The sequence below is a fragment of the Bacillus sp. FJAT-22090 genome (assembly GCF_007676755.1).
In the GTDB taxonomy this organism is placed as follows: Bacteria; Bacillota; Bacilli; order Bacillales_A; family Planococcaceae; genus Psychrobacillus.
This window is the reverse complement of sequence record NZ_VEBK01000013.1, coordinates 106,935-125,984: the sequence shown is the minus strand read 5'-3', so window position 1 is coordinate 125,984 and position 19,050 is coordinate 106,935. Positions and strand designations below refer to the sequence as shown.

Sequence of the window (19,050 nt, the reverse complement as noted above, 5' to 3'; positions counted from 1 at the left end):
TAACAAGTTAATCATTCTAGCTATATGTCTTAACGTTTTGCATGTTCAGTTTTCAATGTTCATATTGTATAAGTTGCCGTTTTGTTTTGGCGACCTTTGTATCTTAACATCGTTTTAACATGAATGTCAACACTAAAACATAAAATTTATTAAAACGATTTGAAAAGGTGCGTGTGACATTGAAAACAAAGCTATTTTTAGTAGGCACATTAACATTATTGATCTTTCTGCTATTCATTATTCCTCGAAGTTATCCATCTTTGCTCCCAGTATTTCAGTTGACCGAAAAGCCAGCTGTAATTTCAAAGGGAACATACGGGAAAACAGTTACCATTGATTTGACGTTTGGAAAAGATGAAATTGAGACCCTTCTTGAAAACTTGAAAGCACCATATCCTCACTTTTTTATAAGTACAGAATGGATGGAACGTTCTGGAGCCATATTAAAACTTATGGAAGACAAAAATATTCCAATTGGACTTTTAGGTAAAGACGGGGCAAGTTATATAGAGGACCCTTACTTATTTCAAAAAGAAGTTGCCCAGTTTGAAGAAGTTATGGGGGAAAAACCACTTTGGTTTCGAACGGTGGATTATCAGTTCCCTGTTGAGCTACAAGAATTAGCTTGGCGACAAGAAGTGAACTTGCTTGGCTCAAGTAAATATTGGGATAGGGAAATTCCCGTACTAGTAAAAGGAGATGTTCTTTCGGTACCGCTCCATCAAGACGAACGGGTAGAAATGAAGGAACTGACAAAGTTCTTAAATTCTCAACCCTTCCTTTCCATTGAACAAAACATATTCGGTTTAAAAATGAATACAAAAACATATCCTGAATAAAAGGGGAGCTGTTCAAAAGCAAATAAAAACGATACCGAAAACTTCTCGGTACCGTTTTTTCATTTATTTAGTTTTGGCTGAAGCTTCTCTTCTTGCTTTTCGACGGGCCTCTAATTTTAATCGGTCTTCATCTGATTTTGCATTGTATTTTGGTAAAGCCAATAATTGGTATGCATTAACTGCAAGTATTGGGAACAATAATAATGTTACCCAGCTGTCAATGTTATCAGCTCGTACCATTAAAACTGGTAACCACTCAAGTGTAGAAACTACAATCATAAAAAACAATGCAGAAATTAGTGTATGTTTTTTGGTCATGTTTGCTTTTGTAATAGCCACAATAATAGCAGTAATTATTAATACTGCTAGTAGAATTACATACAACCAAATCTGCCCGGTTGTTTCCGCATTTGGTCGAAAGCGGAACATGATTAAATCAAAAATAACAAATGCGATAATAAGTAACTGCACCCAGTTCCACAACGTGAGTGTCCTGAAAATATTTACGCCCATTTGATGAATTGTTAAATAAGCGAAATAACCCATTTGTGCTATTACACTTATCGTAAATCCCATGATAATCATAAAAGCGAAAGCGGCAAAAAACTCACCCCATTGCCCCGCTTCAAAATACTTTGCAAAAGCATCATCCCAACGTATGAATAACCCAAAAATACCAGCGATAATTCCACCTATTAACGTGGCATTTATAAAAAATCTAAACCAATTTCGTATAGTCACAGTAAGATTTCCTCCAGATTTCCTATTTCTTCTTAATTCAAATTGTAACAACCATTTTACTAAAAATCTATTTCTTCCTAGTTACTATACATATTTCTGAAACAAATGTGAACAATAATTGAAAGGATGGTGACGAAAATGAAGTACTTTGCGCTTATTTTAATATGCCTTGGTTTTCTTTCTGGTTGTAGTGGCTCTTCTGCTACTCCCCCTTCTTACGAGGAGAATAAAAAAATGCTTATAGATGCATTACAAACAGAGGATGGGAAAAAGGCTATTCGAACATTGTTAGATGACCCTCAATTCAAAGAGCTATTAGTAATCGATAGCGAAGAAGTGAAAAAATCGGTGGAACAAACAATGTTGTCAAAACAAGCTGAAGAGTTTTGGAAAGAGGTTTATCAGGACCCGAAATTTTCAGAAACTATGGCAAAAAGCATGGTCAAGCAACAAGAAGAACTTATGAAAGCTTTGATGAAGGATCCTGCTTATTTGAAAGACTTGGAAAGCTTTTTCGGCTCCGCTGATATGAAAAAAGAATTAGCAAAAGTACTACAATCCAGTGATTTGCGTAAAGAGATGCAAAAAGTGGTAGAAGAAACAATTCAAAGCCCTTTATTGCAAACGAAGTGGCAAAAACTAGTGGAAGAAGCTGGATCTTCGAAAGAAAGTGGTGGAGGATCTGAAGGCGGATCCGGTGGTTCTGATGAAAAACCAAAAGAGGACTCACAAAAATAAGGCCGCTCCCCTTAGTGGAAACGGCCTTTTTCTTATGCTTTATCGATTACTTTTTGAGCTATTTCTAAATAGATTTTTCCTGTTTCATGTGTTTCAGCATATACAGAAGGAGCGAAGTCTATATCGTTCCAATCTGGTTGTCCTAAAGGCAGTTGGCCAAGTAGTTCTGTACGTAATTCGTCCGCAAGCTTCGGTCCTCCACCTTTACCAAATACAAATTCACGCTCTCCTGTAGATTTAGCTTCATACCAAGACATGTTTTCAATCACACCTAGTATTTCGTGATCTGTTTGTAATGCCATTGCTCCTGCTCGAGCAGCTACGAATGCAGCAGTCGGGTGTGGTGTGGTAACTACGATCTCTTTAGATGCAGGTAACATTTGGTGGATGTCTAATGCCACGTCTCCTGTACCTGGTGGTAAATCCAAAAGTAAATAGTCTAATTCTCCCCACTCTACATCTTTAAAGAATTGGTCTAATACTTTTCCAAGCATTGGTCCGCGCCAAACGACTGGTGTATTATTCTCGACAAAGAACCCCATCGAAATTACCTTTACGCCTTTGCGTTCTACAGGGATAATTCGGTCTTCTTTGATTTGTGGGATATCTTTTACTCCCATCATATCCGGAACGCTAAATCCGTAAATGTCTGCATCAACTAAACCAACTTTTTTTCCTAAACGTGCTAGGGCCACTGCTAAGTTAACCGAAACAGTAGACTTTCCTACCCCACCCTTACCAGAAGCGATAGAAATTATTTTCACTTTGCTATTCGGTGAAAGTAAGTTTTCGCTGTCACTTTCCTTTGCTTTCCCGCGGAACTGTTCTAGCACTTCTTTTGGTAGTTCCTCAAAACGAATCCCTACCGTTGCTGCTCCGGCATTTTTTAATACTTCCACGACTTTACCTTGTAGTTGCATTTGTTCTGCTGAGTTTATTTTGGCAATTGCAAGTTTAACACTGACATGGTTTTTTTCTTCTTTTATGGATACCTCTGAAATTCCGTTTGTTTCTTCTAAAGTTCTATGTAAAAAGGGATCGTTTAATTCCCCAAGTAACTTACGGACTTGTTGCTCATTAATCATTTGTAGACACTCCCCTTTTAGGATAACTATTTGCATTATAGTATACCATATATGAGTGTCTACATTCCTAACATCCGCTTAGTAAATATTGTTCTCTACAAAACGGTTTACGCCTTCAGAAATAGCATCAACCATTTGATTTTGATATTTGTCGGATCGCAATAATTCTCGTTCTTCATTATTACTTAAAAAACCAGTTTCGACTAACACTGCCGGTGCCTTAGCTTTTTTCAATATATACACTTGTTTAATGGCAAGTGCTTCTCTTTCTGTGTTCCCAATATTTTCTCGAATGGAACCCTGAATAGATTTAGCTAGTAGTTCTCCTCCTGGATGCCCTTGCGCGTGGTAAAATACTTGTGCGCCTCTCCATCTTTCTTCAGGAACAGCATTCACATGTAGGCTAATGACCATATCTGCTTCTGAATTGTTCATAATTTCTTCTCGTAACAGCAAGTCTGCCCGTTTTCTAGCACGGGTTGTCGGAAATTCTGCATCGGGGGTATGCTCAGAAATTGCGTCCCCTTCTTTAGTACGTGTCATGACGACTGTTGCTCCTTGGGCCTTTAGTTTTTTCTCTAACTTTAGGGACATTGCAAGCGTAATATCTCGTTCGATGGTTTCACCATTACTTGCTCCCCCGTCCATCCCCCCATGCCCTGGGTCAATGACAACTTTCACTCCACTTAACGGTTCCGGCAAGAAAAAACCGGTATCGCTTGCCTTCGTTCCGTATACAACTGCAACCAAGGAAATAAAAAATAATACGAAGATAATTAGCCACTTTTTCAGGTTCATCGCTCCTTTTTCACTCATTATACGTATGAGGGACAAAGAGTATGAATAGCTAAGTTAATCATTTTTCTATCCTGTATATTCCTTTTTTATTTCTTAATGTACAACCGTTTTTTGTAAAAATATTAATCATATGATTGTTGCTAATATCGGTACTCCCAATATAGTAACTAGCTTGAATTTCGTTCTTCATCAACTCTAAGGTAAGTTTATGAATCTTCGTCCCTAAACCTTTCCCACGCATGTCAGGTACAATTCCAAAGTAAAATATTCTTCCCTCATGTTGTGTTCCTTTCTCTATATGCGGAATACTGATTCCTACCAACTTATCATTTATAAAAAAGTAATAGCAATTGCTTCTCCATTCATCTCCTAGCTCGTTAGCTAGCGAAGCCATTACTTGTTCTATTGGCTGAGGTATGTTTTTATTTACAGTTCCGGTTCGACATAACTCATATGCCTCTGCGAATTCAGCATCTGACATATGACCTTCTGCAAGCGAATTAAACAAAAATTCACTTCCAAGTCTCATCGAATCTTCCAATTTCTTCTCATACTCGACGATAGAAGAAATCTTTCTAAATCCCTTGGCGAGTAACCACTCTTCAAATGACTCATCCATTAGTAATGACAAATAGCCTATTTGTTCTTCTTTATATGCTTTTAAAATTTCCGTGAACGCATCTTTATACTCCTCTTCCGACATGCCCCTCACCTTGACTTGATCGACCAACCAATACACTCTTTCACTTTTAATCAGACTGAACAATTGCATGCATAGTCCTCCTACCTTTAAAACGGTTACTAATATAAAAAGATGGAATTGCAAGTAATGTGACTCCACCAATAATGACAAATACAAGTGCTCCGCTATTCAAACTATCCAGAAGAACACCTCCCATACTCGGACCTGCAATTCTTCCAATCGATTTCACACCGGATAAAGCAAAATAAGTTCCTTTTTCATGATCCGCACACATTTCATCTATGTGAATATCTATCATTGTGAAAACCAACACTTCACCAGCTGTAAAAATAACCATCGCACCTATTAATAAAAGGATTTGCTCACTTTGACCAAAGCAAATCAGTCCTAATGATAATAAAGCACTGCCGATTATTAGAGATGACGTTGTACTAATAATTTCACCCAATTTATAAACAAAATATTGAATAATGATTACCGTGATAGCATTGGTCGTGATCAGCCACGCAAAATATTGAACCGCCAGCTCATGGTTAAACCTTAAACCTAAATACTGACTAAACGTCGAGTCAAACTGGCTATATCCGAAACTGATGAAAATCAAAGCTAATATAAAAATGGCAAATGCATAATCCCTTTTGAATACATAAAAAGAGTGGAAAATGGATGGCTTTTCCTTACTTTCAGTTACTTGCTTCATTGGATATTTTTTAAAAAGGACTGAAAAAGTAACAATATTTATAAAGAAAAGAAAGCCTACAGCAAAGAATAATTTCTCCATTCCAAACTGCTGAAAAAACACGGATGTTAATGGGGCAATAGCGGCTGATATATTGATAAAGAAATACCGAATATTAAATATGAACCTTCTATTTTCTGGTTCTGTATAAAGACTTAATAATACGCGATAAGTTGGCTCAACAACCGCTTGGCTGGCACCAAGTAATGCTGCAAATAATATAAATCCAGCATACTGATCAATAAATGGGAAATATATATAACAGCCTAAATAACCGACCAGCCCAGTTATAATCACTTTATTTTTGGGGAATCTATCAATATAAGGCCCTACCAAGAAACTCATAATCAAATTGGATAAAGCAAGCGTAGAAATAATCGCACCTATTTGAACACCAGAATAATGAAATTCATCTAATAAAAATAACGTTAAGTAAGGTAAGACTAAAAAAGTCCCAAACCTTGCAATAAAAATACTAACAAGAATCGTAGATGTCACTATATTAAACTTGTTTTTCATATGATACCTCTGCTCCCTAGAATCGTTTCTCTATAATTTGATCGAGTAGATGCATACATCTTGCCCGCTTAAAATAACCTCCTTCTCCAGCTGCATTCCATTTTTTAAAGCTACCTTTTGGGATGCAAGATTTCCCGGTTGTATTAAAGAAATAAGCCTTCCAATCCCAAGCTCGTTTGCTCCTCTATGTAAAAAAGTTTTCATCGATTCAGAAGCATATCCATTTCCCCAGTAATCCTTTGAAATCCAATACCCAACCTCTAGTTCGTCTTTGCCATGCACTTGTTGTGGCACAATCCCCGCATGCCCAATTGGTATATTGTCTGCTTTCCGGACAATTACTTTCAAACCAAACTCTTCGTTCATTTGATAATGGCTATATATCCATTCCAAAAATGCCTGAGTTCCTTTTTGATCTCGCGTAACTCCATTTCCTATATAACGGACCATTTCCGGATTAGATAACATGGAATATAAAAACTCAAAATCATCTTGGGTATACAAACGAAACAATAGCCTTTTAGAAGTAAACTCTATCCTTCCCCACCACCCACTGAATTTTTTCTATTTAATAAATATTTACTTAATATACACCTCAAAAAACAACGAAACAACAACTTTTTGTTGTTACAGAAATGTCAGGGATGCCTGGCACCAGCAACATCCCCGTAACACATTATAATCTTGGGAAAGATAAAAAAGTTCCAGGTACAAAAAATCCTTCCACTATAAATCAGATAAGGATATAAAATGAAAAATATTTCTTCTTTTCCAATTACTATTTTAAAATAGTAATTGACTGTTTCAACACAAATCACTAAAATTACATTGCGACAATATTTTTAACACCTATTTTGTCAGAATAGTCATATTTGCTATGTTTATATATCCTAACAGCACTGGATGTGGTCCTATGTTCAAATCAAAATAAAACATATTACGCTAAATAAATATTATTCCACAAAAAGAAAGCGCTTCATTCTCAAATAGAAGGGATAGATAGTGGTGCCAAACAATGAAAAAAACCTTTTACAGTCCGCCAATCAACCAGAAGAGCAAAAACTAAAACGAGGATTGAAAGCTCGACATTTAGCGATGATTTCAATCGGAGGTTCTATTGGTACAGGACTATTTCTAAGTAGTGGTGCAGCGATTAATACGGCTGGTCCTGGTGGTGCGTTACTTGCATATATTTTAGTTGGTGCAATGGTGTATTTTGTTATGACAAGCCTAGGTGAAATGGCAGCATTTATGCCAACTAGTGGTTCTTTTAGTACGTATGGTACAAAGTTTGTAGATCCGGCATTCGGATTCGCAATTGGTTGGACTTATTGGTTTAACTGGGCAATGACCATAGCAGCAGAGTTATCTGCCTCCACGATGATTATGAAGTTCTGGTTTCCAGATAGTCCATCATTGTTATGGAGTGCATCATTTTTAGCGTTTATTTTTCTTTTGAACTATTTATCTGTTAAAGGGTATGGAGAAGGTGAATACTGGCTCTCCTTAATCAAAGTCAGTGCGGTTGTTATCTTTATCGTAGTAGGTATACTGATGATTTTCGGAATCATGGGTGGAGAGGCAATCGGATTTAAAAACTTTACCGTTGACGATGCTCCTTTTTCAGGAGGTGCCATAGGAGTATTTATTGTTTTTATTGCAGCTGGGTTCTCTTTTCAAGGAACCGAGATTGTTGGGGTGGCTGCTGGTGAAAGTGAAAATCCAGCGAAAAATGTACCTATCGCTATAAAAAGTGTTTTTTGGAGAATTCTTTTATTTTATATTTTTGCAATTCTCGTAATAGCCTTGATCATTCCATACACACATCCGAGCTTACAAAGTGAAAATGTCTTGGTTAGTCCTTTTACGCTAGTTTTTGAAAAAGCCGGAATTGCTTTTGCGGCATCACTTATGAACGCAGTTATTTTAACAGCTGTTCTATCTGCAGGTAACTCTAGTCTGTATGCATCCACTCGTATGTTATATTCCATGGCTAGAGAGGGACAAGCTCCGAAGATCTTTGGCAAGCTTAATAAACGTGGAATACCGGTGGCTGGTATGATTTTAACATGTGCTATCGGTGCCCTGGCCTTTTTGGCTTCTTTCTTTGGTGACGGTACCGTTTATATTTGGTTGATGAATGCTATCGGTATTACTGGGTTTATCTTTTGGCTCGGTATCTCAATCAGTCACTATCGTTTCCGGAAAGCTTTTGTTGCGCAAGGTCATTCACTGGATCTATTACCTTATAAAGCAAAATGGTTTCCTATCGGTACAATTTTTGCGATTGCATGCGGATTAATCGTTATTTTAGCCCAAAACTTCCAAGCTTTCCTTGCAGACAAAGTAGACTGGGGTAGTGTTGTTGCAGCATATTTAGGCATACCTCTCTTCCTTTGTTTATGGTTTGGTTATAAGTTAAAGAATAAAACGAAGTTCGTTAAACCTGAGGACGTAGAATTTGAATTTGATTACGAGAAAAAATTAAATAACTAACATGTTATCCCCAGACTGTAGAAAAACTCGAAAAAAACGAGTTATCTACAGTCTTTTTTAGTGCAAAAAGTAAACCAAACAACAACTCAGATGGTCAATCGGTGGTCATAAGTAAAAAAGCATATAAAAAAGCACCCTCCAAATATATTGGAGAGTGCCTTGACCATTGATAGATTAACGTTTTGAGAACTGAGGTGCACGACGAGCGCCTTTAAGTCCTGGTTTTTTACGTTCTTTCATACGTGGGTCACGTGTTAAGAATCCTGCTGATTTCAATGCCGGACGGAAATCAGGATCTACTGTAAGTAGTGCACGTGCAATACCGTGACGGATTGCTCCTGCTTGACCTGTGAATCCACCACCATTAACGTTTACGTGAACATCGTAGCTACCTAAAGTTTGAGTAGTTACTAATGGTTGTTTAATAATTTCACGTAAAGTTTCGTATGGTACATAATCTTCTACGTCACGTTTGTTGATAACGATTTTTCCTTCGCCTGGTACTAAACGTACGCGTGCTACTGAACTTTTACGGCGACCAGTGCCGATATATTGAACTTGTGCCAAGTGTATGTCCTCCTCTAAATTATTATCCGCGAAGCTCGTATGCTTCTGGTTTTTGTGCTGCATGTGGATGTTCTGCTCCAGCGTAAACGTTTAGTTTCGAGAACATTTGACGTCCGATTGTGTTTTTTGGAAGCATCCCTTTGATAGCTAACTCAATCATTTTTGTAGGGTACTTAGTACGCATTTCTAATGCAGTACGTTGTTTAAGTCCACCTGCAAATTGAGTGTGGCGGTAGTAAATTTTATCATTTAACTTGTTCCCAGTTAAGTGAATTTTTTCTGCATTGATAATGATCACATGATCACCTGTATCAACGTTCGGTGTGAATGTTGGTTTGTTTTTCCCACGTAAAATAGCTGCAACCTCTGAAGCTAGACGACCAAGAGTTTGGCCTTCAGCGTCAACTACTAACCATTTACGTTCTACTTCGTGACCTTTAGCCATGAATGTTGTACGCATGTATTTTGTCCTCCTAATTCAATCATAATCGATCTAAAATTTTCTATATCCTCATACCAATAAGTTTCGGGGCTTATATTGTGGGGCTAATGAAAATACCATACATCATCTTACCCCGAATATGTTATTTAGTCAAGCATTTTCCTAAAAACACCTGGTAAGGTTGCTTCATCGTAAATACTTCACTTTTTCTAAGTATAAACCGTGTGCTGGAGCGGTTTTCCCTGCATTATTTCGATTGCAAGATTGCAAGATTGCTGGCAAGTCGTCCACACTTTTTTTTCCGATTCCTACTTCCCATAAAGTTCCTGCAATTATTCTCACCATATTATATAAGAAACCATTACCGCTGATTATCATATGCAATTGATTCGTCTCTTCCTTCACTTCAAAACGGATCGTATAGACAGTCCTTACGAAATCTTTCACACTAGTGTTAGCTGCACAAAAGCTCGAATAATCATGGGTCCCGAGCAAGTAACCAGATGCCTTTTGCATCCATTCAATATTTGGTTTATATCGTTCCACATGCACACTATAGTTACGTTCAAATGGGCTATGCACTTCATTCAACGACCAAATATAACGATACGTTTTTCCGGTCGTATCATATCTTGCATGAAAATCTTCTTGCACTTGTTCGACCGACAAAATACGGATGTCACCGGGCAACTGGACATTGAGTGCAATTTTCCAGCGATCCATCGGTAATGTAAGCGAACTATCAAAATGGATGACTTGTCCCGTTGCATGGACGCCAGCATCGGTTCTTCCGCTAGCAACCACTTTCACAATAGTTCCTTTATGCATAGCCTGTAAAACTCGTTCCAATTCCAATTGAACGGTTCTTTTTCCTGGTTGTACTTGATAACCAGAAAATCCACTTCCGTCGTAGCTAATAATTGCCCGTAGTCGCATTCATGCACCTCCCATTTATGATCTAAAATAGACGAGTACAGCAGCCAACACTACGAGAGAAAGGAAGATCATCGTATCTCTTTTTTCCCACTCAAGCTTGCGGTATCTTGTTCTTCCTTCTCCACCTTTATACCCTCGCACTTCCATTGCAGTTGCTAAATCCTCCGCGCGCTTAAATGCACTAACAAACAAAGGAATAAGAAGGGGGACAATCGCATTCATTCTTTCTTTCATAGTACCTGTAGTCATGTCTGATCCTCTTGCCATTTGTGCTTTCATTATTTTATCTGTTTCATCCATAAGAGTAGGAATGAATCTTAAGGAAATGGACATCATTAGCGCTAATTCATGCACTGGGAGCTTCCATTTTTTTAAGGGGTTCAGTAATGTCTCCAATGCATCTGTGATTGAAATAGGGGTCGTAGTTAGTGTTAAAATAGATGTTAAAATTACAAGGACAAAAAAACGGATAGAAATGAATATTCCTTGTCGCAATCCTTCCTCATATATCTTGAAAAACTTCCATTCAAATATAATTGCACCTTCTCTTGTAAAGAATAAATGCAATAGAAACGTAAACACGATTAAAAATACTACCGGTTTCAATCCATTAATTAAAAAATAAAGTCTAATTTTAGACATTCGTATGATCAAAAATGTAAACACTAGCAAAATCCCGTATGTAATCCAATTATTCGCGATAAACACAATCGCAATAAATAAAAATACAAAAACCAGTTTGGCGCGGGCATCTAATCGATGAACAAATGAATCACCAGGTATAAATCGACCGAATATCATTTTTTCAAGCATTACAACTCACGCTCCTTTGTAATAAAATGCGCAAGCTCTTCCGCTAAAGACTCCTCTGTTAAACAAAGGATAGGTAACTTCTTCCCCATCATTTGTTCCAGTTTTTTCTGGAACTTAATACTTTGTGGGAGCTCTAAACGATAGTCCATCAGACGATCTTCATCTGAGAAAATCTCCTGAGGTTTCCCCTCTAATACACATTTCCCATTATGCATAATGGCAATACGATCCGCATATCTAGCAGCATCTTCCATACTATGTGTAACAAGTACAGTAGTTAATCCTTTTTCTTTGTGAAGTCGGTAAAACAACTCCATTATTTCTTTTCTTCCTCGTGGGTCTAGTCCTGCAGTCGGCTCATCAAGCACTAGCACTTCTGGATTCATTGCAAGCACTCCAGCAATGGCCACACGCCGCATTTGTCCTCCAGATAAGTCGAACGGAGACTTGTCCATTACTTCATCCGGTAGACCTAGGAGTTTGACTAGCTCCATAGCACGTTGTTTTGCTTCTTCCTCTGGTACACCAAAGTTCATTGGACCAAACATAATATCTTTCAACACTGTTTCATCAAATAGCTGATGCTCCGGGAATTGAAAGACAATGCCTACTTTTTGTCTAACAGCTCGCAGCTGTTTATTTTTCTTGTCTGCTTTAACTTCTACTTCACCAATCCTAATTACACCTTCTGTTGGCTTTAATAAAGCATTCAGATGCTGCAAAACTGTTGATTTACCCGAACCGGTATGCCCTATAATCGCTTGGTAGGATCCAGAGGGGATATGTAAATCTACATCAAAAAGCGCTCTTTTTTCAAATGGTGTATTTTTCGCATAGGCGTAACTTACTTGTTGAAGTGTGATGTCCATAAATCATTCACCAATTCTTCTTCTGACATATGTTCTGCTACCAACTCAATTCCCTGTGCCCTCAATAATCGAGAAATATTCATAGCAAAAGGAAGATCCAGGCCTAGATCGATTAACTCCTGTCCTCGTTCAAATATCTCCTCAGGAGACCCTTCTACGTACTTTTCTCCTTGATTCATCATAATGACTCGATCTGCAAGCAATGCCTCTTCTAGATCATGTGTGATCGAAATAACAGTTAAATCGGTTTCCTCTCTTAGTTGTCGCACGGTAGAAAGAACTTCTTCTCTTCCTTGTGGGTCCAACATGGAGGTCGCTTCATCTAATAATAATATTTTTGGCTGTAAAGCAATGGCCCCAGCAATGGCTACACGCTGTTTTTGTCCTCCCGATAAATGGTGGGGTTCACTATTCATAAATTCACTCATTTTTACTTTTACTAAAGACTTGGTTACTCGTTCTACCATTTCCTCAAAAGGGATCCCGTTATTTTCTAATGCAAATGCTACATCATCTTGAACGGTTGCACCTACAAACTGGTTATCCGGATTTTGAAACACCATTCCCATTTGTGATCGTGTTTCCCAAATATTTTGTTCGTTTAGCGCTTCCCCAAAAACTCGTACTATTCCCGTCTGAGGAAATAGAAGACCATTCATTAAGCGTGCAAGCGTTGATTTTCCTGAACCATTATGACCAACAATTGCAACCCATTCTCCTTTATAAATCGTATAGGATACGTTATTTACTGCAGGTCGTAAGTCTTTATCTTCCTCTGTATATGTAAAAGTTACTTCTTGTAAAGATATAATCTCGCGTTTCATCACTTACCTCCTCTAGCTCATCTCAGCTGTACTAACTATTTTACGATAAATTAAAAAAGCGCGCACCTCATTTAGAGAAATGCGCTCTTCTATAACTTATTTCTAGACTGGCTGCTCAAGACCAATCTGAAAATGAGGTGCGTAGAGCTAGACGAGACGCTACTTATCACAAGATAAGTCCGCTCATCGTAACACTCTGCTTTTATAATGTCGTATAAATCTGTTTGAAAAAAGAAGAGGGTGGTTAGAAACACCAACTTCCCTCTTCAACTTTTCATATAAATCAAATTCGTGTCGGCCACAAAGACTTCCACAGAATTAAATTAGACTAACTCAATTACTACAACTGGTGCTCCGTCTCCGCGACGAGGTCCAACTTTCATAATACGAGTGTAACCGCCTTGACGATCAGCATAGCGTGGTGCTACATCATCAAACAATTTTTGCAATGCAAATACTGTTGATTCATTGCCTTCTTCATCAGTTGAAGTTGCAACTTCACGACGAATATAAGCAGCAGCTTGACGGCGTGCGTGTAAATCTCCGCGCTTACCTAAAGTGATCATTTTTTCAACAACAGAACGTAATTCTTTCGCGCGTGCTTCAGTAGTTTGAATACGCTCGTTAATGATTAAGTCAGTTGTTAAGTCACGTAACATCGCTTTACGTTGAGAACTTGTACGTCCAAGTTTTCTGTAACCCATGGATGTTTCCCTCCTTTGGTGAATAGTTCAAATCTAGCTATATCAAAATTCGCTTAGTCTTCTTTACGTAATCCTAAGCCAAGCTCATCTAACTTCGCTCTTACTTCTTCTAAAGATTTACGTCCAAGGTTTCTAACTTTCATCATATCGTCTTCTGATTTGCTCGCAAGCTCAAGTACTGTATTAATACCAGCGCGTTTTAAGCAATTATAAGAACGAACAGAAAGATCAAGTTCTTCGATAGTCATCTCTAATACTTTCTCTTTTTGATCTTCTTCTTTTTCGACCATGATTTCAGCAGTTTGTGCCTCGTCTGTCATCCCTACGAAAATGTTCAAGTGCTCTGTTAAGATTTTTGCTCCAAGCGAAATCGCCTCTTTAGGACCGGTGCTGCCATCTGTCCACACATCAAGAGTTAATTTGTCGTAGTTAGCCGATTGTCCAACACGAGTATTTTCCACTTGAAAATTAACGCGTGAAACTGGAGTATAAATAGAGTCGATCGGGATTACGCCGATAGGAAGATCCTCACGTTTGTTTTGATCAGCAGGAGTGTAGCCACGGCCTCGACCTGCGTACATACGCATACGGAAATGACCATTTTTGCCGATTGTTGCAATATAGAGCTCTGGATTTAAAATCTCCACGTCACTGTCATGTGTAATGTCAGCAGCTGTAATAGTTCCCTCTCCTTTTACATCAATCTCAATGACTTTTTCCTCGTCAGAGTAGATTTTTAGAGCAAGTTTTTTCACATTCATAATAACAGATGCAACATCTTCCACTACGCCCTCAATAGTTGAGAACTCATGTAAAACGCCATCAATTTGAATAGAAGTAACTGCAGCTCCTGGTAAAGAAGACAGAAGGATACGACGTAAAGAATTACCCAAAGTATTTCCATAGCCACGTTCTAGCGGTTCTACAACAAACTTACCAAATTTGGTACTTTCGCTGATTTCTACACTTTCAATCTTTGGTTTTTCAATTTCGATCATTCCAATTTACCCTCCCTCAAAACATCGAATGTATAGGTTCTTTCCATCATGAATTCGATCGTTGAACTGATTGCTGTATATACAACCTCAGTCTGTACAATAAATGATGTTCTCAAACAATAAGTTGAGTATCACCTATTACACGCGACGACGTTTTGGTGGACGGCAACCATTATGTGGTACTGGTGTAACGTCTTTAATAGCTGTAACTTCTAGACCTGCAGCTTGAAGTGCGCGGATAGCCGCTTCACGTCCAGCACCAGGACCTTTAACAGTTACTTCTAAAGTTTTAAGACCATGTTCCATTGAAGTTTTTGCAGCTGTTTCTGCAGCCATTTGTGCAGCGAATGGAGTAGATTTACGAGAACCTCTGAATCCAAGAGCTCCAGCACTTGACCAAGAAAGTGCATTACCTTGCATGTCTGTGATAGTCACAATTGTATTATTAAATGTTGAGCGAATGTGAGCAATACCGGATTCGATATTCTTTTTCACACGACGCTTACGTGTTTGTTGTTTACGTGCCATGTTAAGAAGAAACCTCCTTTACCGATTATTTTTTCTTGTTAGCGACTGTTTTACGTGGACCTTTACGAGTACGTGCATTGTTCTTCGTATTTTGTCCGCGTACAGGTAAGCCGCGACGGTGACGGATACCACGGAAAGATCCGATTTCCATCAAACGTTTAATGTTTAGTGATACTTCACGACGAAGGTCACCTTCTACTTTGTATACACCGATTTGTTCACGGATTTTGTTTAACTCGTCTTCTGTAAGATCACGAACTCGTGTCGATTCAGAAATACCAGCTTCTACTAGTACTTTTTGTGCAGTAGTTTTACCAATTCCGTAAATGTATGTTAATGCAATAACAACGCGTTTATCGCGTGGAATGTCAACACCAGCAATACGTGCCATATGTGTCGTGCACCTCCTTCTAATTATCCTTGTCTTTGTTTGTGTTTAGGATTTTCACAGATTACCATTACTTTACCGCGTCGGCGAATTACTTTACATTTTTCGCAGATCGGTTTCACAGATGGTCTCACTTTCATCTAACCCAACCTCCTTAGTAGTCCGGAGTGCAAAAGATTATTTAAAACGGTACGTGATACGACCGCGAGTTAAATCGTAAGGAGAAAGTTCAATTGTGACTTTATCTCCAGGTAAAATGCGGATAAAGTGCATACGAATTTTACCCGATACATGCGCAAGTATCGTATGACCGTTTTCTAATTCTACCTTAAACATCGCGTTTGGCAAAGTCTCAACAACTGTTCCTTCGACTTCAATTACATCATCTTTCGCCATCAACCCTGTCTCCCTTCTATATACAAATCAGGTTCTCATCAATATTCAAACGTAATTTGCTGTAGTATAGCCTCAATCGTAACGAAACTATTCGTTTCAAGCATATGTTTGGAAATCATGAGAGATGTTCGAAAGACACTCGTAAGGTTTCGCTTTTTGCAATCCACGGAGTAGACTGACTGGTAGAAACCCGTCTCCCTCATGTCAACATGTTCGTACGAATGTGTTGGATGAGTTCCATAGTACCCGTTCGTTACATAGATGCTTCCACGAAACCCATTATACCCCTTCAGAAGTGAAAATGCACGTGGACTAGGGGGTCCTCGCTATAAATGCATTTCCTTTCATCCAGTTCGTATACCGGGCGCAATATGCTTTTGCAGCTCTCGAAAAAAACGTTTTCGTTCTTGCATACTGCCCGGGTATTCAGTCGTCTGCGACAGGCACCGGGCAATTAGATGCGGTTGCCCTGTAACAGAGCATCAAGATCAGCAAATACTTTCGTAATTTCTTGCTGTCCATCTATATTTGTTAAAACACCTTTGTTGTCATAATAGTCAAGCAAAGGTTGCGTTTGCTTCATATTTACTTCCAGACGGTTAGTCACCGTTTCCGGATTATCATCTGCACGTTGATAAAGCTCTCCACCATCTTTGTCACATACTCCAGCTTTCGCAGGAGGATTAAAGACTAAATGGTATGCGCTACCACAAACTTTACAGATGCGGCGGCCAGTAAGACGTCTAATCAATTCATCTTGTTCTACTTGAATATTCAGCACATGCTCAACTGATTTTCCAAGTTCCGTAAGTAGAGCATCAAGTGCTTCTGCTTGAGGAACGGTACGTGGGAAACCATCAAGTAAGAATCCTTTTTCACAGTCCGGTTTGCTTAATCTTTCGCGAACGATACCAATCGTTACTTCATCCGGCACTAATGCACCTTGGTCCATAAACGATTTTGCTTTTAAACCAAGTTCCGTGCCATCTTTAATTGCTGCACGAAACATATCGCCTGTAGAAATATGAGGGATTGCGTACTTCTCAACAATTTTATCTGCTTGCGTACCTTTACCAGCACCTGGCAGACCCATTAAAACGATATTCATACGAAAATGCCCCCTCAGGACTATTTGTAGATTTTTAGGAACAAAGCAGTTCCTAAAAATCAATATTACTTCATAAAGCCTTTATAATGACGTTTAACTAATTGTGATTCCAATTGCTTCATAGTTTCCAGTGCAACTCCAACTACAATTAGTAAGCTAGTTCCACCAATTTGTGCCGATTGAGGTAGACCCGCAAACTTAACAAATAATAGTGGCATCACTGCGATAACTGCTAAGAAAATAGAACCAACAAATGTTAATCGATATAATACGCTAGTCAAATAATTTTGTGTGTTTATCCCTGGACGAATCCCTGGAATATACGCACCTTGCTTTTTCAAATTGTCTGCCATATTCTCTGGATTCACCTGGATGAATGCATAGAAGTAAGTAAAGGCAATAATCAAAGCAATATAAATTATCATACCAATAGGGTGTGTGTAATCTAAAGTCCTTCTGATAAAGTCAGTAACATTATTTTCTCCAAAAAACAAAACAATCGACTGAGGCGCCATCAGAAAAGCTGATGCAAAGATTACCGGGATTACTCCCGCAGCATTTACTTTTAAAGGCAAGTGTGTTTGTTGGCCACCTGTTTGGGCAGTACCAGCGACACGCTTCGCATATTGAATTGGAATTTTACGCAACGCTTGTTGAACATAAATTACTCCAACTGTAACAGCGACAATTGCCAACAATAGCAATAGTATGATCACAATATTGATAAATAATTTTTCGCCAGCATCTTGAATTTGTTGTGCATACACTTGGTTAACAGCATTAGGCATTGCAGCTACGATACCAGCGAAGATAATAATGGAAATACCATTACCTACTCCCTTAGCAGTGATCTGTTCACCCAACCACATTAAAAATGCAGTACCTGCAGTTAACACAATAGCAATAACAACATAATTCAAAATACCTTCTTCAGTTATTAAAGAACCGCCATACATACGGTTAAAACCATATGACATAGCAATTGCTTGAATAAACGCTAGTACAATTGTGAAGTAACGAGTGAATTGAGCCAGTTTACGTCTTCCGACCTCACCTTGCTTTGCCCACTCAGTAAACTTAGGCACTACGTCCATTTGCAATAACTGAACTATGATAGATGCAGTGATATAAGGCATAATCCCCATTGCAAGAATGGAGAAGTTCTTTAAAGCACCGCCACCAAATGTATTTAAGAAACCGATCAAACCTAATTGATCTGTTTGCTTTAATACATTTGCATCGACGTAAGGTACTGGAACGAATGTCCCAATACGAAACACGATTAACATCAATAACGTAAAAATGATTTTATTTCGAATATCTCTCACACGCATAAAGTTGGAGATTGTCTGAAACATTAAACCACCTCTGTTTGTCCGCCAGCATTCTCAATAGCTTCTTTAGCTGATGCAGAGAATTTGTGAGCTTTTACAGATAACTTCTTGTTAAGAGTTCCATTACCTAGAATCTTAATACCAGATTTTTCACTGCTCACAACACCTGTTTCGATTAATAGAGCAGGTGTTACTTCTGTGCCTTCTTCGAAACGATTTAATGTATCAAGGTTCACAATTGCAAACTCTTTACGATTAATGTTCGTAAATCCACGTTTTGGTAAACGACGGAATAACGGGTTTTGACCGCCTTCAAATCCTGGACGAACTCCTCCGCCTGAACGAGCGTTTTGACCTTTATGACCTTTACCTGCAGTTTTACCATTACCAGAACCGATACCGCGACCTACACGATTACGCGTAGAACGAGATCCTTCTGCTGGTTTTAACTCATGAAGTTTCATACGGTGGCACCTCCTTATTCT

At 38.5% G+C, this 19,050-nt stretch carries 24 protein-coding genes; 3 read left to right on the top strand and 21 right to left on the bottom strand.

Annotated elements, in window-relative coordinates; genetic code table 11:
- The first annotated feature begins 179 nt into the window (after positions 1 to 179).
- Positions 180 to 839, top strand: a complete 660-nt coding sequence (locus FS486_RS15875) for a polysaccharide deacetylase family protein (protein WP_144512727.1) — start codon at positions 180 to 182, stop codon at positions 837 to 839.
- 63 nt (positions 840 to 902) lie between these two features.
- Here the strand turns inward: FS486_RS15875 and FS486_RS15870 are convergent, their stop codons facing one another.
- Complete coding sequence (locus FS486_RS15870) at positions 903 to 1,580, bottom strand: KinB-signaling pathway activation protein (RefSeq protein ID WP_144512725.1); 678 nt, start codon at positions 1,578 to 1,580, stop codon at positions 903 to 905.
- Positions 1,581 to 1,718: 138 nt separating this feature from the next.
- Between FS486_RS15870 and gerD the strand changes: the two genes are divergently transcribed.
- Complete coding sequence (gene gerD, locus FS486_RS15865) at positions 1,719 to 2,318, top strand: spore germination lipoprotein GerD (protein ID WP_144512723.1); 600 nt, start codon at positions 1,719 to 1,721, stop codon at positions 2,316 to 2,318.
- A gap of 32 nt (positions 2,319 to 2,350) precedes the next feature.
- Here gerD and FS486_RS15860 read toward each other — a convergent pair whose 3' ends face one another.
- The 5 genes from FS486_RS15860 to FS486_RS15840 all read right to left on the bottom strand — a co-directional run bounded on the left by FS486_RS15860 (position 2,351) and on the right by FS486_RS15840 (position 6,675).
- Entirely contained in the window at positions 2,351 to 3,403 is a 1,053-nt protein-coding gene (locus FS486_RS15860) for an Mrp/NBP35 family ATP-binding protein (RefSeq protein WP_144512722.1), read from the bottom strand.
- 78 nt (positions 3,404 to 3,481) lie between these two features.
- Positions 3,482 to 4,195 carry an N-acetylmuramoyl-L-alanine amidase gene (locus tag FS486_RS15855; protein ID WP_144512738.1) on the bottom strand — a complete coding sequence of 238 codons (714 nt, stop codon included), beginning with the start codon at positions 4,193 to 4,195 and terminating at the stop codon, positions 3,482 to 3,484.
- Between the two features lie 64 nt (positions 4,196 to 4,259).
- Positions 4,260 to 4,973, bottom strand: coding sequence for a GNAT family N-acetyltransferase (locus tag FS486_RS15850; RefSeq protein WP_144512720.1), 714 nt, complete (start codon positions 4,971 to 4,973; stop codon positions 4,260 to 4,262).
- Positions 4,951 to 6,162 carry an MFS transporter gene (locus tag FS486_RS15845; RefSeq protein WP_144512718.1) on the bottom strand — a complete coding sequence of 404 codons (1,212 nt, stop codon included), beginning with the start codon at positions 6,160 to 6,162 and terminating at the stop codon, positions 4,951 to 4,953. The genes FS486_RS15850 and FS486_RS15845 overlap by 23 nt, the downstream gene beginning before the upstream one ends.
- A 30-nt stretch (positions 6,163 to 6,192) precedes the next feature.
- Complete coding sequence (locus tag FS486_RS15840) at positions 6,193 to 6,675, bottom strand: GNAT family N-acetyltransferase (protein ID WP_260858128.1); 483 nt, start codon at positions 6,673 to 6,675, stop codon at positions 6,193 to 6,195.
- A gap of 582 nt (positions 6,676 to 7,257) precedes the next feature.
- On the opposite strand from FS486_RS15840, the gene FS486_RS15835 reads away from it, so the two are divergent.
- Positions 7,258 to 8,658, top strand: a complete 1,401-nt coding sequence (locus FS486_RS15835) for an amino acid permease (protein ID WP_144512736.1) — start codon at positions 7,258 to 7,260, stop codon at positions 8,656 to 8,658.
- 174 nt (positions 8,659 to 8,832) lie between these two features.
- Here the strand turns inward: FS486_RS15835 and rpsI are convergent, their stop codons facing one another.
- The 15 genes from rpsI to rplO form a co-directional block, all read right to left on the bottom strand.
- Positions 8,833 to 9,225: a 30S ribosomal protein S9 gene (gene rpsI, locus FS486_RS15830; RefSeq protein WP_144512714.1), complete on the bottom strand. Its 393-nt coding sequence runs from the start codon at positions 9,223 to 9,225 to the stop codon at positions 8,833 to 8,835.
- 22 nt (positions 9,226 to 9,247) lie between these two features.
- Complete coding sequence (gene rplM / locus FS486_RS15825; RefSeq protein ID WP_144512712.1) at positions 9,248 to 9,685, bottom strand: 50S ribosomal protein L13; 438 nt, start codon at positions 9,683 to 9,685, stop codon at positions 9,248 to 9,250.
- Between the two features lie 168 nt (positions 9,686 to 9,853).
- Positions 9,854 to 10,603, bottom strand: coding sequence for a tRNA pseudouridine(38-40) synthase TruA (truA, locus tag FS486_RS15820; protein WP_144512711.1), 750 nt, complete (start codon positions 10,601 to 10,603; stop codon positions 9,854 to 9,856).
- 15 nt (positions 10,604 to 10,618) lie between these two features.
- Complete coding sequence (locus FS486_RS15815) at positions 10,619 to 11,416, bottom strand: energy-coupling factor transporter transmembrane component T family protein (protein ID WP_144512709.1); 798 nt, start codon at positions 11,414 to 11,416, stop codon at positions 10,619 to 10,621.
- Entirely contained in the window at positions 11,416 to 12,285 is an 870-nt protein-coding gene (locus FS486_RS15810) for an energy-coupling factor ABC transporter ATP-binding protein (RefSeq protein WP_144512707.1), read from the bottom strand. Before FS486_RS15810 ends, FS486_RS15815 begins: the two co-directional genes overlap by 1 nt.
- Positions 12,261 to 13,109, bottom strand: a complete 849-nt coding sequence (locus FS486_RS15805; RefSeq protein WP_144512705.1) for an energy-coupling factor ABC transporter ATP-binding protein — start codon at positions 13,107 to 13,109, stop codon at positions 12,261 to 12,263. The genes FS486_RS15810 and FS486_RS15805 overlap by 25 nt, the downstream gene beginning before the upstream one ends.
- Positions 13,110 to 13,432: 323 nt before the next feature.
- Positions 13,433 to 13,813, bottom strand: a complete 381-nt coding sequence (gene rplQ / locus FS486_RS15800; RefSeq protein ID WP_144512703.1) for a 50S ribosomal protein L17 — start codon at positions 13,811 to 13,813, stop codon at positions 13,433 to 13,435.
- A gap of 53 nt (positions 13,814 to 13,866) precedes the next feature.
- The gene (locus tag FS486_RS15795; protein WP_144512702.1) at positions 13,867 to 14,811 is read right to left on the bottom strand and encodes a DNA-directed RNA polymerase subunit alpha; all 945 of its coding nucleotides are present in this window, start codon (positions 14,809 to 14,811) and stop codon (positions 13,867 to 13,869) included.
- Between the two features lie 138 nt (positions 14,812 to 14,949).
- Entirely contained in the window at positions 14,950 to 15,339 is a 390-nt protein-coding gene (gene rpsK, locus FS486_RS15790; protein ID WP_053591340.1) for a 30S ribosomal protein S11, read from the bottom strand.
- A 25-nt stretch (positions 15,340 to 15,364) separates the two neighbouring features.
- Positions 15,365 to 15,730, bottom strand: coding sequence for a 30S ribosomal protein S13 (gene rpsM, locus FS486_RS15785; protein ID WP_144512700.1), 366 nt, complete (start codon positions 15,728 to 15,730; stop codon positions 15,365 to 15,367).
- 23 nt (positions 15,731 to 15,753) lie between these two features.
- A complete protein-coding gene (gene rpmJ, locus FS486_RS15780) occupies positions 15,754 to 15,867 on the bottom strand; it encodes a 50S ribosomal protein L36 (protein WP_003247619.1) in 114 nt (37 codons plus the stop codon).
- Positions 15,868 to 15,904: 37 nt separating this feature from the next.
- Positions 15,905 to 16,123: a translation initiation factor IF-1 gene (gene infA / locus FS486_RS15775; RefSeq protein WP_016429904.1), complete on the bottom strand. Its 219-nt coding sequence runs from the start codon at positions 16,121 to 16,123 to the stop codon at positions 15,905 to 15,907.
- Positions 16,124 to 16,577: 454 nt separating this feature from the next.
- Positions 16,578 to 17,231 carry an adenylate kinase gene (locus FS486_RS15770; protein WP_144512698.1) on the bottom strand — a complete coding sequence of 218 codons (654 nt, stop codon included), beginning with the start codon at positions 17,229 to 17,231 and terminating at the stop codon, positions 16,578 to 16,580.
- 65 nt (positions 17,232 to 17,296) lie between these two features.
- The gene (secY, locus tag FS486_RS15765; RefSeq protein WP_144512696.1) at positions 17,297 to 18,589 is read right to left on the bottom strand and encodes a preprotein translocase subunit SecY; all 1,293 of its coding nucleotides are present in this window, start codon (positions 18,587 to 18,589) and stop codon (positions 17,297 to 17,299) included.
- On the bottom strand, positions 18,589 to 19,029 hold the full coding sequence (gene rplO, locus FS486_RS15760; protein ID WP_144512694.1) for a 50S ribosomal protein L15: 441 nt from the start codon (positions 19,027 to 19,029) through the stop codon (positions 18,589 to 18,591). Before rplO ends, secY begins: the two co-directional genes overlap by 1 nt.
- Positions 19,030 to 19,050 lie beyond the last annotated feature (21 nt).

What these genes read in the sequence shown, in the direction of transcription:
- gerD (WP_144512723.1), top strand. Translation starts at nt 1,719, where the DNA reads ATGAAGTACTTTGCGCTTATTTTAATATGCCTTGGTTTTCTTTCTGGT.
- FS486_RS15860 (WP_144512722.1), bottom strand. Translation starts at nt 3,403, where the DNA reads ATGATTAATGAGCAACAAGTCCGTAAGTTACTTGGGGAATTAAACGAT.
- FS486_RS15850 (WP_144512720.1), bottom strand. Translation starts at nt 4,973, where the DNA reads ATGCAATTGTTCAGTCTGATTAAAAGTGAAAGAGTGTATTGGTTGGTC.
- FS486_RS15845 (WP_144512718.1), bottom strand. Translation starts at nt 6,162, where the DNA reads ATGAAAAACAAGTTTAATATAGTGACATCTACGATTCTTGTTAGTATT.
- FS486_RS15835 (WP_144512736.1), top strand. Translation starts at nt 7,258, where the DNA reads ATGATTTCAATCGGAGGTTCTATTGGTACAGGACTATTTCTAAGTAGT.
- rplM (WP_144512712.1), bottom strand. Translation starts at nt 9,685, where the DNA reads ATGCGTACAACATTCATGGCTAAAGGTCACGAAGTAGAACGTAAATGG.
- truA (WP_144512711.1), bottom strand. Translation starts at nt 10,603, where the DNA reads ATGCGACTACGGGCAATTATTAGCTACGACGGAAGTGGATTTTCTGGT.
- FS486_RS15815 (WP_144512709.1), bottom strand. Translation starts at nt 11,416, where the DNA reads ATGCTTGAAAAAATGATATTCGGTCGATTTATACCTGGTGATTCATTT.
- FS486_RS15810 (WP_144512707.1), bottom strand. Translation starts at nt 12,285, where the DNA reads ATGGACATCACACTTCAACAAGTAAGTTACGCCTATGCGAAAAATACA.
- FS486_RS15805 (WP_144512705.1), bottom strand. Translation starts at nt 13,109, where the DNA reads ATGAAACGCGAGATTATATCTTTACAAGAAGTAACTTTTACATATACA.
- rplQ (WP_144512703.1), bottom strand. Translation starts at nt 13,813, where the DNA reads ATGGGTTACAGAAAACTTGGACGTACAAGTTCTCAACGTAAAGCGATG.
- FS486_RS15795 (WP_144512702.1), bottom strand. Translation starts at nt 14,811, where the DNA reads ATGATCGAAATTGAAAAACCAAAGATTGAAAGTGTAGAAATCAGCGAA.
- rpsK (WP_053591340.1), bottom strand. Translation starts at nt 15,339, where the DNA reads ATGGCACGTAAACAACAAACACGTAAGCGTCGTGTGAAAAAGAATATC.
- rpsM (WP_144512700.1), bottom strand. Translation starts at nt 15,730, where the DNA reads ATGGCACGTATTGCTGGTGTTGACATTCCACGCGATAAACGCGTTGTT.
- rpmJ (WP_003247619.1), bottom strand. Translation starts at nt 15,867, where the DNA reads ATGAAAGTGAGACCATCTGTGAAACCGATCTGCGAAAAATGTAAAGTA.
- infA (WP_016429904.1), bottom strand. Translation starts at nt 16,123, where the DNA reads ATGGCGAAAGATGATGTAATTGAAGTCGAAGGAACAGTTGTTGAGACT.
- FS486_RS15770 (WP_144512698.1), bottom strand. Translation starts at nt 17,231, where the DNA reads ATGAATATCGTTTTAATGGGTCTGCCAGGTGCTGGTAAAGGTACGCAA.
- secY (WP_144512696.1), bottom strand. Translation starts at nt 18,589, where the DNA reads ATGTTTCAGACAATCTCCAACTTTATGCGTGTGAGAGATATTCGAAAT.
- rplO (WP_144512694.1), bottom strand. Translation starts at nt 19,029, where the DNA reads ATGAAACTTCATGAGTTAAAACCAGCAGAAGGATCTCGTTCTACGCGT.